This window comes from Nocardiopsis sp. NPDC101807 (assembly GCF_044766605.1).
GTDB lineage: Bacteria > Actinomycetota > Actinomycetes > Streptosporangiales > Streptosporangiaceae > Nocardiopsis > Nocardiopsis tropica.
In genome coordinates this window covers 1224231-1239517 of record NZ_JBIWMK010000001.1, presented here as the reverse complement: position 1 = coordinate 1239517, position 15287 = coordinate 1224231, and the positions used below count along the sequence as shown (strand labels likewise).

At 71.3% G+C, this 15287-nt stretch carries 12 protein-coding genes and 1 pseudogene; 12 read left to right on the top strand and 1 reads right to left on the bottom strand.

What is annotated here, in order from left to right; translation table 11 throughout:
- Window positions 1-308: 308 nt before the first annotated feature.
- Entirely contained in the window at window positions 309-1685 is a 1377-nt protein-coding gene (locus tag ACIRPH_RS05215; protein ID WP_402909409.1) for a Vps62-related protein, read from the bottom strand.
- An 888-nt stretch (window positions 1686-2573) separates the two neighbouring features.
- Between ACIRPH_RS05215 and ACIRPH_RS05210 the strand changes: the two genes are divergently transcribed.
- From ACIRPH_RS05210 to ACIRPH_RS05155, 12 genes and pseudogenes are all read left to right on the top strand, one after another.
- Window positions 2574-3146, top strand: coding sequence for a hypothetical protein (locus ACIRPH_RS05210; protein WP_402909406.1), 573 nt, complete (start codon window positions 2574-2576; stop codon window positions 3144-3146).
- Window positions 3143-3649: an ATP-binding protein gene (locus ACIRPH_RS05205; RefSeq protein WP_402909404.1), complete on the top strand. Its 507-nt coding sequence runs from the start codon at window positions 3143-3145 to the stop codon at window positions 3647-3649. The genes ACIRPH_RS05210 and ACIRPH_RS05205 overlap by 4 nt, the downstream gene beginning before the upstream one ends.
- Before the next feature lie 346 nt (window positions 3650-3995).
- Window positions 3996-5084, top strand: coding sequence for an ABC transporter permease (locus ACIRPH_RS05200; RefSeq protein ID WP_402909402.1), 1089 nt, complete (start codon window positions 3996-3998; stop codon window positions 5082-5084).
- An 18-nt stretch (window positions 5085-5102) separates the two neighbouring features.
- Window positions 5103-5981 (top strand): ABC transporter permease, encoded by an 879-nt coding sequence (locus ACIRPH_RS05195; protein ID WP_352986558.1) that lies wholly within the window; start codon window positions 5103-5105, stop codon window positions 5979-5981.
- A 5-nt stretch (window positions 5982-5986) separates the two neighbouring features.
- The gene (locus tag ACIRPH_RS05190) at window positions 5987-7072 is read left to right on the top strand and encodes an ABC transporter ATP-binding protein (RefSeq protein WP_402909399.1); all 1086 of its coding nucleotides are present in this window, start codon (window positions 5987-5989) and stop codon (window positions 7070-7072) included.
- The gene (locus ACIRPH_RS05185; RefSeq protein ID WP_402909396.1) at window positions 7065-8156 is read left to right on the top strand and encodes an ABC transporter ATP-binding protein; all 1092 of its coding nucleotides are present in this window, start codon (window positions 7065-7067) and stop codon (window positions 8154-8156) included. The genes ACIRPH_RS05190 and ACIRPH_RS05185 overlap by 8 nt, the downstream gene beginning before the upstream one ends.
- Before the next feature lie 4 nt (window positions 8157-8160).
- A complete protein-coding gene (locus ACIRPH_RS05180) occupies window positions 8161-8352 on the top strand; it encodes a hypothetical protein (protein ID WP_402909393.1) in 192 nt (63 codons plus the stop codon).
- Window positions 8349-10160 carry an ABC transporter substrate-binding protein gene (locus ACIRPH_RS05175; protein ID WP_402909391.1) on the top strand — a complete coding sequence of 604 codons (1812 nt, stop codon included), beginning with the start codon at window positions 8349-8351 and terminating at the stop codon, window positions 10158-10160. Before ACIRPH_RS05180 ends, ACIRPH_RS05175 begins: the two co-directional genes overlap by 4 nt.
- A gap of 1694 nt (window positions 10161-11854) precedes the next feature.
- The gene (locus tag ACIRPH_RS05170) at window positions 11855-14290 is read left to right on the top strand and encodes an ATP-binding protein (RefSeq protein ID WP_402909388.1); all 2436 of its coding nucleotides are present in this window, start codon (window positions 11855-11857) and stop codon (window positions 14288-14290) included.
- Between the two features lie 103 nt (window positions 14291-14393).
- Window positions 14394-14819 (top strand): roadblock/LC7 domain-containing protein, encoded by a 426-nt coding sequence (locus tag ACIRPH_RS05165; protein ID WP_267946182.1) that lies wholly within the window; start codon window positions 14394-14396, stop codon window positions 14817-14819.
- Window positions 14820-14865: 46 nt separating this feature from the next.
- The gene (locus ACIRPH_RS05160) at window positions 14866-15225 is read left to right on the top strand and encodes a DUF742 domain-containing protein (RefSeq protein WP_082768466.1); all 360 of its coding nucleotides are present in this window, start codon (window positions 14866-14868) and stop codon (window positions 15223-15225) included.
- Window positions 15200-15287, top strand: a pseudogene (locus ACIRPH_RS05155) (ATP-binding protein); the annotation flags it as partial. The gene ACIRPH_RS05160 and the pseudogene ACIRPH_RS05155, both read left to right, overlap by 26 nt.

Sequence of the window (15287 nt, the reverse complement as noted above, 5' to 3'; positions counted from 1 at the left end):
GGCCCGCCTGGACGCCGCCCGCGCCCAGGTGGACGCCGCCGACACCGCGTGCCTGGGCGCCGCGATCCGCCAATGGCACCACCACCGCACCGCGAACACGTGAAAGGCGCACGCCTCGGCACGGGAAATCGCGGCGTGTGTTGTCGAGCGTGAGTATGTCCGTGAGTGCGGGCACGGAGATCTCAGCGCCCCGACGTGGCCAAAGACGCGGGCGCGCACCCTCCAAGGGTGCGCGCCCGGAGACGGCCGGTTCTGTTGACAGGGGGACGTCCTCGCTTCCTGCCGCGTCGAGACGGCCTCTCCCGCTGTCAGGAGCGCTTGGCGCCCTTCCCCGCTCCTGTGGCGCTCTTCCCAGAGCCTGAGGCCGTGGAGGTCTTGCTGGTGGTTGTGGTCTTGGCAGCCTGGGCTGGGACAGTGTTCGCGGTCGCCCCCTCTGCGGGGGTGTCCGGGAACTGGTCGATCTGGAGCTCGTCGTCGTGGAAGACCATCGGAGTGGTCACCAGGCTCCCGTCGCCGCGTGTGACCTGGAGTGAGTTGGTGCCGACCCACATGGCCCCGGCGTGGTTCGCGGGCACCTGCAGGGTGCGGGTCACCGAGTGCGACTGGAGGTGCTTGGTCGACTCGGTGCGGGAGAAGCCCAGCTCCAGGCTGAAGGTGGTGGTGACCGAGGCGGAGATGACCTCGATGGAGAAGCCGCCGGTGGCCGAGTAGGAGAAGCCGGTGTTGACGCTGAAAGTCTCGGCGGTCTCCTTCTCGATGCCCACGGTGACGGTGTCGGAGACGGACTGGGTCACGTCGGTCTCGTTGTTCATGAACTTCAGCAGTGACCAGGAGACCTTGCGCTCGACGCGGTAGAAGGGGGAGTTGGCCAGCTTCCACTCGGTGGAGCGGTCCTCGTCCTTGACCGCGGTGAAGGGCAGCCAGACCGAGTTGGTACGGATCTCGGGGGTCTGGCGGGGCGGGCGCTGGTAGCCCTCCAAGGTGGGCCTGGCCGGGCTAACGGCCTTGTCGGAAGGGACCGGCAGGCGCAGCACGCGCATCTCCGGCAGGTGCTTGGGCCGGTCGTAGGAGGTGTGCGCGACGTAGGTGTTGGGCGCGATGAGGACGTGGGTGCTGTCGGTGCTGTCGACGTACTTGGGGGGAACGTTGATGCGCCAGACGCTCAGGTCGTGCTTGCCGCCGGTGCCCTTGTCGGTGTAGACCGGCTCCTCGGCGGCGACCGCGTGGTGGGTCAGATCCTCGCGCACGCACGCCACCGCGTCCAGCGGGGGCTTGTCGTAGGAGTTCTTGGAGGCCGCCAGCCCCATGACCACGTAGCCCTTGGGCGGGACGGGGCGCCACAGGGAGCACTTGTACTTGGCGCCGGTGCCCTTGTCGTCCCAGACCCACTCGTAGTCGACGGGGTCGGCCAGCGAGGGCTTGTCGCTGGCGGCGGGAACGGTCGGGTTCTGCTTCACGCAGATGGCCACGGTGTGTTCGTCGATCTTGTTCCCGTTCGGGCTGGGCAGGTTGCGCGTGCTCCAGGCCGGGATGACGACGGTGCCGAGCGCCTTGTAGCCGTCCGGGACGTTGGGCTGCCAGAAGCTGCCCCAGTGCTTGCCACCTGATCCCTCGTCGTCCCAGTGCCAGGTGAAGTTGTCGACGTGGGTGATGAAGAGCTCGCCGAAGGACTTCGCGTTCTTCACGGCGCTGCCGCCTTTCTAGTGTTGATGGCGCGGTCGTCGGACCACACCGGCCAGGGCGTGTGGCCGGGGTGGGAGCGTGCGCCTGGCGTCGTCAAGGGACGGGTTCGGACGCCGCCCATCGTCGTGGCCACGGGCCCGGTTCTGTGGGAGAACGCGGCCACCGGGGGCGCTCCTGCGGGGTAGGTGGTGGTACGTCCTCTCCTGTTCGAGGGCTTCGGGTCGCCGCAGAGCGGGTTTCGGGCGTGCCGAAGCCGGAGGGGCCGATCTGCCGAACGCGCATGGCCCCCTCTCCGTCGGCCGCCGACCTCATTCCCGGCCCTCAGCCAGTGCTCTCCCGCACCCGCCAGGACGCCGAACCAGACCACGCCCCCACCGTCGGGCCGCTGGGCGGGCGCGCCCGCCCGGAGCGCCGGAGGCCGCAGTGCTCGTCGCGCTGCCGGGTTGCGACCCGACCGCGCGGTTCAGCGTTCTCCCGAAGCATTCACCGTCGGCGCAGGAGGAAGCGGGGGAGGAGCACGGACACCCCGTGCGCGTCAACAGCGCGGAGGAATGCCCCGAACATCGGACGTCCGATCGGACCCCCGCACGGAGAGCCGCACCTTTCCGGCAAAGCCAACAATTCCGCCATTGCGGATTATTCGGGTGGGGCCGGTGTCCTGATCCGGCCCTCTCGCCCTCTCTCGCCCTCTCCTGACCTCTCGCGACCTGCGGAGACACCGCGCTCCGCATATTACCCCGGGGTAGTTCGCGAAAAAGCGCGCCACCACCCCACCCCTGCCCCTACTCTGGGCCCCACAACTCCATCCACACAATGACCCCGCGACGGTTAATCGCCGTCCGGGGCCGTGGCCAGCAACTACCACCCTTAAACGACAAGGAATTGCCAGCATGCGCCAGTTTAGCGCTGCCCTTCTCAGCTGCGCGCTGGGGGCGGCCAAGGCCCTCCTCACCCCCTCGCGCGGACGCCACTCCGCCAGGGCACTCCGCCGCCGACGCCGCTCCACGCGGGTCCGCCCCTACGCCCCGCTCCCGGCCGCACCGCCGCCGACCGTCCCGGCACCGGTCGGCACGGCCTCCGCCCGGCCCCTCCGGCCCGCCGGTTCCACGCGTCCCCTGCGCCCCGGCCTCCCCGCGCCCCGCCCGCCCGCACCGCCGAGCGAGGCCGCGCCCTCCGGGGAAGCCACCCTCGTCCGCCCCTACTACGCGGCCCACGAACACGAACTCGCCCTGGTCCAGGCTCGCGCCGACGCCCGCCTGCGGCAGTGGACCCGCACCACTTCCGCCGCCCGGACGCCCGTCCCGGCGGGCGGCCCGGCACCCCTCCAGAAGCCCCTGACGCTCGACGGGTTCGCCCGCGCCAGCCGGGTTCCGGCCGCCCACCGCGTCCCGGCCACCCGCCGAGCCCCCTCCGACCGCCGCGTCCCGGCCGCCCGGCGCGAGTACCGGGGGGTGCCCGCGTGAACCCCCCGACGCCCGCCGACGCACCGCGCCCCCTCGTCTTCTGGGAGCACCGCCTCTACCCCGGCAGCCTCTCCCGGCTTTCCCTGGTCCGCGCCGACCTCGCCGCCGACCTGGCCGGGTTCGACCCCGACCTGGTCGACACCGTGGTCCTGTGCGCCAGCGAGCTCTTCGCCAACGGCGTCAAGTACACCGACTCCGGCCGTGCGGAGGGCGGCGAGGTCATCCGCTCGCTGTCCCTCACGGCCGCCGACACCCTGCTGTTCTCGGTCAGCGACTCCGGCGGGGGAGGGGGAGTCCCCGCAGTCCCGCACGGACGCACCGACGACGAGTGGGGCGAGGCGGAGGGCCAGCGCGGACTCCTGCTCATCGAGAACCTCACCCGCCGCTGGGGTCACCTGCGCCTCGCCCCCTGGGCCGATCTGGGCACCCGCGTCTGGGCGGAGTTCGACGTCGATCCCTCCGGGGTGCCGGGCGGCCTGCGCCCCTACGTGTTCACCCGCTGACCCGCCCGGTACGGCCGGCCCCTCCGGCCCCCCGGCCCCGCCGACGCCTCCGCGCCGACGGGGCCGGGGTTCCCGGGGGCCGGAACGGCGGGATCCCAGGTCTGTGACCTGGTCATTTTTGTGCAGAGCACAACGCGTTGGTGCGTACAGACTGTCGGTAATGGGCAGTTTTATTCCTGTTTGTTCGCTTTGTGATGCCGATCATGTCGCGCGGAAGACGCCGTTTGGTCACGGGGGTGGTGCACGCCACACCCCTCGGGTTACGGTGTCGATTTATTAGGAAACTTTCCTAATAAAAGGTGGCACCCCCAGACCACCAGTCGCACCCCCTGCTCGAAGGAGCCCCGTGGCCACCGAAATCGCGGCCTCCCCGCCACCAGGCGCCGGGGACGCCACATCGGCGCGCACCGACGCCCCCGCCCCGCCGCTGCGGCGGATCTGGAACCACTACGCCGTCGTCAAGGTCCGCAAGGCCCTCGTCGTGGTGTTCGTCGTCGCCAACGTCACCTTCTTCCTCGGGCGCGCGATGCCCGGCGACCCCATCGACGTCATGGCCGGACGCCTCACCCAGAACGGCATGACGATGGAGGAGGCCCGCGCCGTCGCCATGAACTCGCTGGCCTACGACGTCGACGCCCCCCTCTACCAGCAGTGGTGGGACTTCCTCGTCGGCCTGGTCACGTTCGACATGGGCAACACCATCAACCGGCCAGGCGTCAGCGTCATGGACGCCATCGGCGCCTACCTGCCCTGGACCCTGTTCAGCATCGGCGTCGGCACCGTCATCGCGGTGGCCCTGGGCCTCGCGCTCGGCATGGTCATGGCCTACCGGCGCAACCAGTTCCTCGACCACGTGCTCAGCGTCGCCGCCTCGGTCCTGGGGGCCGTGCCCAACTACCTCATCGCCATGCTGCTCGTCGTCGGCGGCGGCATGTACCTGGGCTGGTTCAACCCCATCGAACTGCGCGGCACCGTCAGCCCCGGCGTGCAGGCGGGGTTCAACCCGGAGTTCGTCGGAGACGCGTTCTTCCACGCCTCGCTGCCGATCCTCACCTACGTGCTCGCCATCATCGGCACCTGGATGCTCGTCATGAAGGCGTCCACCACCGAGGTGCTCAGCGAGGACTACGTCACCGTCGCCCGCGCCCGCGGCCTGCGCGACCGGCGCATCGCCGTCGCCTACGTCGGCCGCAACGCGGTGCTGCCCCTGGTCGCCCAGATCGCCATCTCCTTCGGCACCCTCGTCGGCGGCGCGATCTTCGTCGAACAGGTCCTGGTCTACAAGGGCGTCGGCGGCCTCCTCCTCGACGCGGTCAACTACCGCGACTACCCCCTCCTCCAGGGCCTGCTCATCATCATCACCTCGTGCGTGGTGGCCGCCAACCTCGTCGCGGACATGCTCTACAGCCGCCTCGATCCGCGCATCCGCAACTAGAACCAGGGGGACAGCACCATGGCAGTCACCACCGCCGCCCCCGGAGTCGGGGTCTGGGGCGCCATCTGGCAGGGCATCACCCGCAGCACCAGCGGGTTCGTCGGACTCTGCCTCGTCCTGAGCGTCCTGCTCTTCTCCTTCGTCGGCCCGCTGCTCATCGAGACCGACAACCCCACGGACGTCACCAAGATCTGGGGCCCGATGACGTCCGAGCACTGGCTCGGCACCAACCACGAGGGCAAGGACACGTTCATCCAGCTCGTGCTGGGCGGACGCGAACCCATCTGGGTCGGCCTCACCGCCGCCCTCATCACCGTCGCCATCGCCGTCGTCCTGGGCAGCCTCGCCGGCTACCTGCGCGGGCGCATCGACCACTTCCTGCTCCAGCTCACCGACATCACGATGACCATCCCGTTCATCGTGCTCATGCTGGTCATCGCCTCGTTCTACCGCGCCGCGTCCCCGCTGATGGTCTCGCTCATCATCGGCCTCGTCACCTGGCCCTACCTCATGCGGTCCATCCGCGCCCAGGTGCTCACCCTCAAGGAACGCGAGTTCATCGAGGCCGCCCGCCTCCAGGACCTGGGCACCGCCCGCATCATCTTCGTCGAGGTGCTGCCCAACATGGCGGGCTACATCTTCATCAACTTCATCATCGCCATCACCAACGCCATCTACGCGGTCGTCGGCATGTACCTGCTCGGCCTCCTGCCGAGCACCGCCGCCAACTGGGGGCTGATGATCCAGCAGGCCTGGGACAACAACGCCTTCCTGCTGCCGCAGGCCGCCCCGTTCCTGGTCGCCCCGATGGTGATGATCATGCTCTTCCAGATCGGCCTGGTCACCATGACCCGGTCCCTGGAGCAGGCCCTCAACCCACGACTCCGGGACAGGTGAGCCCAGTGACCGACCACCCCGCCGCCCCGGCCGCCGGGAAGGCCCCGGCCGGAGGCCCCGCCGAAGGGGCGCTGCTCTCCGTCCGCGGCGTCGACGTCGGCTACCGGACCGGGCGCAGGACCCAGGTCACCGCCGTCCGCGACGTCTCCTTCGACCTCTACCCCGGCCAGTCCATGGCGCTGGTCGGCGAGTCCGGCTGCGGCAAGACCACCCTCGGCCTCGGCCTGCTCCGGCTGCTCCCGCGCACGGGCGTCGTCTCCTCGGGGGAGATCCTGTTCCGCCGCAAGGACGGCGGGCTCGTCGACGTCCGCACCCTCGCCAGGGAGGACCTGCGCCGGTTCCGCTGGAACGAGGCCGCCATGGTCTTCCAGGGCGCCATGAACGCGTTCAACCCCGTGCTGCGCATCGAGGACCACTTCCTCGACACCTTCCGCGCCCACGAGGGCGGACGGCGCCGCCCCCGCAAGGAGATCCTGGAGCAGTCCGCCGACCTGCTCACCACGGTCCGGCTCGACCCCGCCCGCGTCCTGGGAAGCTTCCCCCACGAACTGTCCGGCGGCATGCGCCAGCGCGCCCTCATCGCGCTCGCCCTCGCCCTGAAGCCGCAGCTCCTCATCCTCGACGAGCCCACGACCGCCCTGGACATCCTCACCCAGCGCTCCATCGTCGAACGCCTCGCCGAACTCCGCGACGAACTGCGGTTCGCGATGGTCTTCATCACCCACGACCTGGGCCTGGCCGCCGAACTCGCCGACCGCGTCGGCACCATGTACGCGGGCCGCATGATCGAGACCGGCACCACCCGCGACATCTTCTACCGGGCCCGCCACCCCTACACGTCGGCGCTGATCAACTCGGTGCCGCCCGTCGCGGGCGACCTCACCGTCCCGCAGTCGCTGCCGGGCGGACCGCCCAGCCTCACCGCGCTGCCGCCGGGCTGCTCCTTCGCCCCGCGCTGCGCGCACGCCGTCGACGCCTGCTCGCACACCCGTCCCACCCTGGACGTGCTCCGGACCCGCGCCGAGGGGCTGAGCCACGCCGCGGCCTGCCTGCGTACCCACGAACTCCTCGAGGGGGCCACCCGTGATTGACCGCACCGCACCCGCGCCCCGGCCGGACCGAGCGGCCCCCGCCGCCGGGGGACCGGGCGGCGGCCCGTCCGCCGAGGCCGTACCGGAGGCCGCCGCCCCGCGCGAGGCCGCCCCGCCCGTCCTCAGCCTCAAGGGGGTCCACCAGGTCTTCGGCACCCCGCGCGGCGACGTCCCCGCCGTCGCCGGGGTCGACCTGGAGGTCCGCCCCGGCCAGGTGCTGTGCCTGGTCGGCGAGTCCGGCTGCGGCAAGACCACCAGCGCCCGCATGGCCGCGGGGCTCGCCGACCCCACAGCGGGCTCCGTCCTCTTCCGGGGCAGGGACGTCGCCGCGATGGACAAGCACGAGCGCTCCGTGTTCCGCCGCGCCGTCCAGTACATCCACCAGGACCCCTACGCCTCCCTCAACCCGGTGCGCACCGTCTACTCCACGGTCTCCGCCGGGCTGCGCCGCCACAAGATGGTCAAGGACCGCCACGAGGCGCGCCGCGCCGTCACCGAGCTCCTGGAGCGGGTCGACCTCACCCCCGCCGAGGACTACCTCGACAAGTACCCGCACCAGATGTCCGGCGGCCAGCGCCAGCGCGTCGCCGTCGCCCGGGCGCTCGCGATGAACCCCGAGGTGATCATCGCCGACGAGTCCACCTCGATGCTGGACGTGTCGATCCGCGTCAGCCTGCTCAACACCCTGGGGAAGCTGCGGGACGAGCTGGGCGTCAGCTTCCTGTTCATCACCCACGACCTGGCCGTGGCCAAGTACTTCGCGTGGGACGGCGAGATCGCCGTCATGTACCTGGGCAAGGTCGTCGAGCACGGCCCCACGCCGCAGGTGGTCAACGACCCCCGGCACCCCTACACCCGCGCCCTCGTCTCCGCCGTGTGCGAGCCGGACCCCGACCTGGCCCGGACCAAGGAGCGGGTCCGGCTGCGCAGCGCCGACATCCCCGACCTCACCGACCTGCCGCCCGGCTGCGACTTCCACCCGCGCTGCCCCCTCTACTCGCAGGGCGCCTGCGACACCCTCCGACCGCCGCTGGTGCGCAGCCACGACCGGCTGCTCGCCTGCCACGTGGTCACCGGGGAGTGAGGACGTGCTCCTCCTCGTCGGCCGCTTCGCCCTCCTGGCCGGAGCGTTCCTCACCCTGGCCAGCGCCCTCCTCGCCGTACTGAATCCCCCCGGCTCAGCCGAGTTCGTCATCAGCGCCGTCACCGTCGTGATCGGCCTCGTCGTGCTCTCCCTCGGACTGATCGCCGTCCTACTGGAAAGGAAGAGTCAAGAATGACCTTCACCCCCTCGGACAACCCCCTCATGCGGGACCTGAGCCGGCGCCGACTGCTCCGCGCGGTCGGGTTCGGCGCGGCCGGAGCGGCGGGCGCGGGCCTGCTCACCTCCTGCGCCGGCGGGGACCGGGCGTCGAGCGGCGCCACCCAGTTCACCGGCGTCTTCGACTACGACCTGGACTCCCAGACGCGCAACGTCCACGTCGAGGACGGGGCGCTGCTGCTCAACTCCGTGTACAAGGACCTGTTCCTGTGCACGGGCGGCATCTACAACTGGCGCACGCACGAGTGGGACTACCTGCTCCTGGAGGGCACGGAGTGGGACGGCGACAACCTGATCGTCACCCTGCGCTCGGGCCTGAGGTGGAGCGACGGCACCGACCTGACCTCCGACGACATGATCCAGAGCTACGCCATGCGCGTCCTGGAGGCCCCGGTGTGGGGCGTCGGCTTCCCGCAGGTCCAGGAGCTGGAGCAGCTGGACGCGGTGAGCGTGCGCCTGGGGTTCGACGACCCCTTCCCCAATATCGAGCGCAGCATCATCAAGCACCGCATCGTCAGCAAGTCCACCTACGCCGACTTCGGCGAGCGCGCCGTGCAGATGGTCGCCGACGGAGTCCGCCAGGGCGACGACGAGCACACCGAGTTCAACGCCGAGTTCATCGAGTTCAACCCCGACGAGATCGTCTGCAGCGGCCCCTACCGCTTCGACCCGGAGCAGATGTCCGACGCGCGGATCACCCTGGTCCGCAACGAGGAGGGCTACCAGGGCACGGAGGTGCTGTTCGACGAGGTCGTCATCCACAGGGGCGACAACCGCCAGTCCGCCCTCCTGGTGCAGCAGGGCGAGGTGGACTACTCCACCCTCGCCCCCTCCGCCGCCGACCAGCAGGCGTTCCAGGGGGTGGAGGGCTTCACCTGGATCGAGCACGCGGGCTACGACGGCTGCGGCCTCATGTTCAACTACGCGGCCAAGCCCGAGCTCCAGGACGTGCGGGTGCGCAAGGCCCTCGCGCACATCCTCGACAGCGACACCGTCGGCCAGGTGGCCCGCGGCGAGGGCTACACCCGGGTCGAGCACTACGCGGGGCTGGTGGACCTCCAGGCGGAGGAGATCTTCACCGCCGACGAGCTGGCCGGGTTCGAGCGCTACGACCAGGACCTGGACAGGGCCGCCGAACTCCTGGAGGAGGCGGGCTGGACCAGGCGGGACGGCGTCTGGCACACCGCCGAGGGCGAGCCGGCCAGCTACGAGATCATCGGCGTCGCCGGCTGGGGCGACTTCGAGCTGACCGCCTCCCAGGTGGAGGAGGCCTGGAACGACTTCGGCATCACCACCACCGCCCGAAACGTTCCGCAGGACAACCCCTGGGGCATCTGGGGCGCCGGTGACTTCGAGGTCGCGGTCCGCCACTGGGGCAACCCGGAGATCCCCGACTACTGGGGCGCCTTCCAGATGAACTTCCTGCTGGAGAACTCGGGCACCGAGGAGTCCCCGGGCCAGTCGTTCGACCTCAACGTGGAGAGCCCCTCCCAGGGCGAGGTCGACCTGGCCGAGCTGGTCGAGGTCGCCAAGCAGGCGGAGACCGAGGAGGAGCAGATGGAGGCCCTGAAGACGATGGCCATCGTCTTCAACGAACTCCTGCCGCGCATCCCCATCTGGACGTACAAGTACCTGGCCCCCGCGGTGGAGGGCGTGCGGGTGCAGTCCTTCGACAAGGAGCACCCGGCCGCCAACAACGAGCAGTACCAGGACAACCACGTCATCCTCTCGCTGATCCAGGGCGACCTGGCGCCGGTCGAGGAGTAGCCCGCGGGCCGGCGCGGCCCGCCCGCGTCGGCCCGCCCCCGGGCGGTGCGCCGGAGGCGGGCGGGGACGGGTCCGGACCCGTCCCCGCCCTTCGTCGAACGCCGACCGCTCCTGCGCGTGTGCGCGACGGGAGGGGCGGTCCGACGAGCAGATCGCGATCTGGCACAAACCGCTCCTGCGCGTGCGCGACGGGAGGGGCGGTCCCCGCCACGGCCGCGGAACGGTCGTGGCGAGTTCCTTCCGTGCGCGAAATCCTCCGCCTTCCGGAATGCCCTCCCCGACCGCCGACGGATTTCGCGCACACCGTTTCCGCGAGGCTCCGGTGTGTGCTCGAAACGATCCGGATTTATGGCGGATCCCCAGCTCAAGGCCGGTGTGGGGCACTTCGGGCCTGTGTGCCGCAGGGGAGCGCCCCGCACGGGGGTTCCCGGCTCCACTCCTGCGGCCCGGGCGGAGCGGGCGCCGCGCTCCCGGGGGACGGCGTCCGCGTTGAGGCTGTCCAGGATTCGGTCATTTTATGCTGCATTTTCTGGTCTGTCTGTTGTCGGCAGAAGGGGCGGTTCCGCGCCTTGAGGCGTTCCTCGCGCCCCCGCCCCCTCGCGCCCCCGTGCCCCCGCCCCCTCGTGCCCCCGCCCCCTCGTGCCCCGCCCCTCGCGCGCTCCTCCGCCCCGCCTCCCCGGCGGCGGAGGCGGCCGGATCGGCCGCCCCGGTGTGCCGGGCGCGCCCCGTGCGGGTACGCTCCTCGGCAGGCGGTCGCGGGGGTGCGCGCCATCCCCGGCCCCGCCGTGGGCGGGACCCGCGTCCCGCCGCCGACCCGGGCCGTGTGTGACGAAGATCGTCGGGGCCGGCGAGAGCGGCGGGCCCACCGGCCCGAGGGGGAGGGTCGTCAGTCCTCAGGGGGCGTGTCCGTGCTGGTCACGGCCTCTGTCGGGCACTCCGGGCCAAGCGCGTGGAACCGTGGGAACGGGTACCGAAGAGGGGCAGAAACGGGCAAATGCCCCAAACTTCACAAAAGTGATCTGGCGTACGATGTGCGGCGTTCTCGCACGTCAGGAGCGTCCGTCCTGCCGCCTTTCCGATGCTTCCCCGATTCGTCTGCCAAGCCGCGAGACCTTTGTTAGTCTGACGAACCGAACGACGGTTCTCGGTGGAAGTACAGGAATTGTGCGGGGCATGCATACTTGTGGCCGGATTGGGCGTCAGCACCCGTCTGGTCCCCGCGCGCACGGGGGTGCTCCGCCCTCGTCCAGGCGTTCCTCCGGTGCAGGGGGCATCCGGCTGCCACGGGTGCGCCCTCTCGGCCTCCGGCGCGGCCACCTCCCAGGTCAGGGGCGGTGGTGCGGGGCCGCCGCCGATCCGCCCACCTGATTCGAGGAGACGAGATTGTGGCAGAGGCGCCGTCACCGCGAGACAGCTCCGGCCCCCGCTCCGGCGGGGACGGACCGATGATGTCGACGGAGGACGGGCAAGGAGCCAAACGAGAAGGAAGGTTCCGCAGGGCCATCTCCCGGATGGTCAGGGTCCAGGAACCGCCGTCACCGGAGACCGAGCAAGGAAATCCCGTGCATCATCCCGTGCATCCGCACTCGCAGACCCCCGGCCGCCCGTCGGACCGGGAAGGCGGCCAGCACACTGCCGGTGCCGCTCCCGCCGCCAAGGAGACGGCGGAGTCCGGCGGCGACACCCTCCCGCCCGTGACAGACACCGCCGCCACCGGGCCCTTCTCGGGATCGGCCGAGAACGGATACCGCCCCGCATCCAGGGCGAGCGCTCCCAACCCCTACACGACCCGGCGGGTGAGCAACGTCGACGACGTCGACACCGGCGCCACCCCGATCACACCGTGGCGCGGCGTCGGGCTCGACGAGCCCGAACCGCGCAGCCCGCACATCCCCGCCACGACGGACACCATGACCGACACCTCCTCCTCGCCAGAGCGCGCAGAGCGGCCCGAGGCCCCCGCGACGCACACACCGGCCCCCGAGCCCCAGCGCCAGGAGGTCCCCGCCTCCGAGACCAGGTGGCCCGAGCCCCGCCCGGGAACCCCCCAGGCGGCTCAGCAGAGCCAGGAGGCGTGGCAGCGGCCCGCCGACCGGCCCCAGCAGCCCTCCGCCGGTTCGGGCGAGCCCCGGGCGGAGCGGCCCCAGGCCCCGCAGCCGGAGCGCTCCGAGGCGCCGGCGCCGTCGCCCTACCAGCAGCCGAGCACCTCGCACGAGCCGCCCGCCCAGGAGCGCTACTCCGAGCAGCGGTACGGCGACGCGCCGCGCGCGGGCCAGCAGTACCCGGGCGACCGGAGCCAGGCCCCGCAGACCCCCGACGGCCGGTACGCGGCCCCCTACCAGGGCGACGGCCGCCACCAGGGCCCGGCCCCGCAGGCCGGCCAGTACCAGGGCGAGGCCCCCCGGGGCGGCCAGTACGGCAACCCCTACGAGCCGCGCTACTCCGGGCACGAGCAGTACCAGCCCCACCCGCAGGCCCCCGTCGGCTACCCGGCGCACCGGCAGGACGCCTACGCGCCCCCGCTGCCCCCGCAGTACGGCGCCTACGCGCCGCCGCAGGGCCAGCCCATGCCGCCGCAGCACGCGCCCTACCCGCAGCCGTACCCGCAGCAGCCCGTGGTCGCCTACCCGAGCCCCTACCCGGTGCCCTTCCAGCCGCCCGGCTACGTGCTCCACGGCCAGCCGGTCTTCTACCCGGGGCAGTACAACCCCTACGGCCAGCCCGTCCAGCACGTCATCGTGCTCGCCGCCGGGCAGCAGCCGCAGGTGATCACCACCGAGTCGGCCGGCGCTCTGCTGGCCGAGCACGCCGGGCGTACCACCGCCGAGGAGGTGCGGGAGGACAGGGCGGCCGAGCGGGCCAGGGCCGTCGAGGAAGCGGCGCCCGCCCCCGCGGTCGCCGCGGAGCCCGAGCCCAAGGCCGTCACCGGGGCCCCGGCCGCCCCGATCGAGGCCCCGGAGCCCGGCACGGCCGCCGCCCCCGAGGAGGAGCGGGCCCCGGCGGAGCCGGAGGTCCCCAGCGACCTCCCCGAGCGGGCCGCGCTCGTCGAGGAGATCGCCGCACTGCGCGGCAAGCAGGGCACACTCCTCAACGAGGCGCTCGCCGGTCTGGCGATGCGCGACCTCTCGCTCGTGGACGCGCTGCTGGAGATGGTCGAGGAACTGGAGACCGACGCCCAGGACCCCGACCTGCTCGACAAGCTCTTCCAGATCGACAACTTCGCGACCCGGATGCGGCGCAACGGGGAGAACCTCCTGGTGCTCACCGGACACGACGGCGGCGAGTCCGACGCCCACGACGAGATCGTCCCCCTGCTCGACGTCGCCCGCGCGGCCACGTCCGAGATCAAGGACTACCCCAGGGTCCGCCTGGGCAAGCTCCCGCAGACCTCCATCACCGGTATGGCGGCCGACGACATCAGCCACCTCCTCGCCGAGCTGCTGGACAACGCCACCGCCAACTCGCCCGAGCACTCCCAGGTCGTGATCAGCGGCCAGGAGATGGACGACGGCCGCCTCATGATCGTCGTCGAGGACGAGGGCGTGGGCATCCCCGAGAACCAGCTGGCCGAGCTCAACGCCCGCCTGGGCGGTCAGCCGGTCCTCGACGACGAGGTGCCCCGCCACATGGGCCTCTACGTCGCGAGCCGGATCGCGCTCAAGCACGGGCTGGAGACCAGACTCGAATCCCGGTCCTTCCGCGGGGTGAGCGCCTACGCGATCATCCCCAAGGAGCTGCTGCGCGTGGCCACCCCCCGCACGCCCGGACAGGCGCGCACGTCCACGATCCCGACGGTCAAGGCCCCCGCGGCCCCCATCGCCCCCGCGGCCCCCCGGCCCATCCCGGGCACCGGTGCGAAGGGGGCCCCCGCGAGCGCCCCCGCTGAAGGCGCGGACTCCGCGGTCACCGCGGCCGGGCTGCCCCGGCGCAGCGCCACCCCGCACGGCTCGCCCCTGCGGAGGATGCCGCGCCCCGGGACGGTCACGGAACCCCCCAAGGGCCGCGCCGACACCCCGCCCAAGCTGACGGGGGAGGCCAGGGCCGCGCAGATCCGCGACGAGCTCGGCGACTTCCTCGAAGGGGAGCGCGCCGCTCTGGAGGGCGAGGAGATCGAGGGCGACGACAAGTGACGCCACCGTCCCCCAGGGGCTCACAGGAGCACCCCCCGGTGTGCACGCACACCCTCCGTACACAGCGAACCCGATACTCGGCCGAGGCAGGTAGGACACAACGATGACTGAATCCGTGAACGACAGCGTGGAGAACTTCTCGTGGCTCATCGACCGGTTCGTCCGGGACGTGCGGGGCGTCGAGCACGCCGTGGTGGTCTCGTCCGACGGCCTGGTCCTGACCCACTCCAGTGACTTCCCCGAGGAGCACGCCGAGCAGCTCGCGGCCATCGCCAGCGGCCTGCACAGCCTCGCGGTCGGTGGAGCACAGCTGTTCCAGCGCGGTGAGTGCGAGCAGCTGCTCGTGCGCTTCAACCACGGCCACCTCTTCATCATGGCCATCAGCGACGGTTCCTGCATGGCGGTCCTCACCGCCCCCGGCACGGAACTCAAGCTCGTCGGCTTCCAGATGGCCAAGCTGGTCGAGAACGTGGCCCACGTTCTCACGCCGCAGCTGCGCTCGCAGCTGCGCGAAGTCATCCAGAACTGACGAGGGTGACCCGTGACGGTTCGGCAGGAATGAGGTTGCTGCGGCTATGAGCTTCCGCAGGCGAAGGAGTAACCGTGTCCGCCCGTTCACCTTCACCGGTGGACGGACGCGGTCACGGCATCCGCTGATGGTGCAGACCCTGGTCTCGACGTCCGAGCCCGGGCAGGAACCTCCTGGCACCCTCATGCCGGAGTCGATCAACATCTACAAGCTGTGCCGGGAGACCCGGTCGCTCGCCGAGGTGTCGGCCGAGCTGAACATCCCCCTGGGCGTCACGCAGGTTCTGGTCAGCGACCTGGCCGAGCAGGACCTCGTGTACATCCACCCGACCATCACCGGCAGCAGTCCATCGGAAAACCAGGTTCTGGAGAGGGCTCTTCGTGGTCTCGAACGACTTTTCCAGTGACAAGCGGTCGAATCGCAAGAAGATGTCGAGCAAGATCGTCATCGCCGGGGGCTTCGGCGCCG

Bases quoted from the DNA above. Each gene is read 5' to 3' on its own strand.
- ACIRPH_RS05210 (WP_402909406.1), top strand. From the start codon at position 2,574: ATGCGCCAGTTTAGCGCTGCCCTTCTCAGCTGCGCGCTGGGGGCGGCC.
- ACIRPH_RS05165 (WP_267946182.1), top strand. From the start codon at position 14,394: ATGACTGAATCCGTGAACGACAGCGTGGAGAACTTCTCGTGGCTCATC.
- ACIRPH_RS05195 (WP_352986558.1), top strand. From the start codon at position 5,103: ATGGCAGTCACCACCGCCGCCCCCGGAGTCGGGGTCTGGGGCGCCATC.
- ACIRPH_RS05175 (WP_402909391.1), top strand. From the start codon at position 8,349: ATGACCTTCACCCCCTCGGACAACCCCCTCATGCGGGACCTGAGCCGG.
- ACIRPH_RS05160 (WP_082768466.1), top strand. From the start codon at position 14,866: ATGAGCTTCCGCAGGCGAAGGAGTAACCGTGTCCGCCCGTTCACCTTC.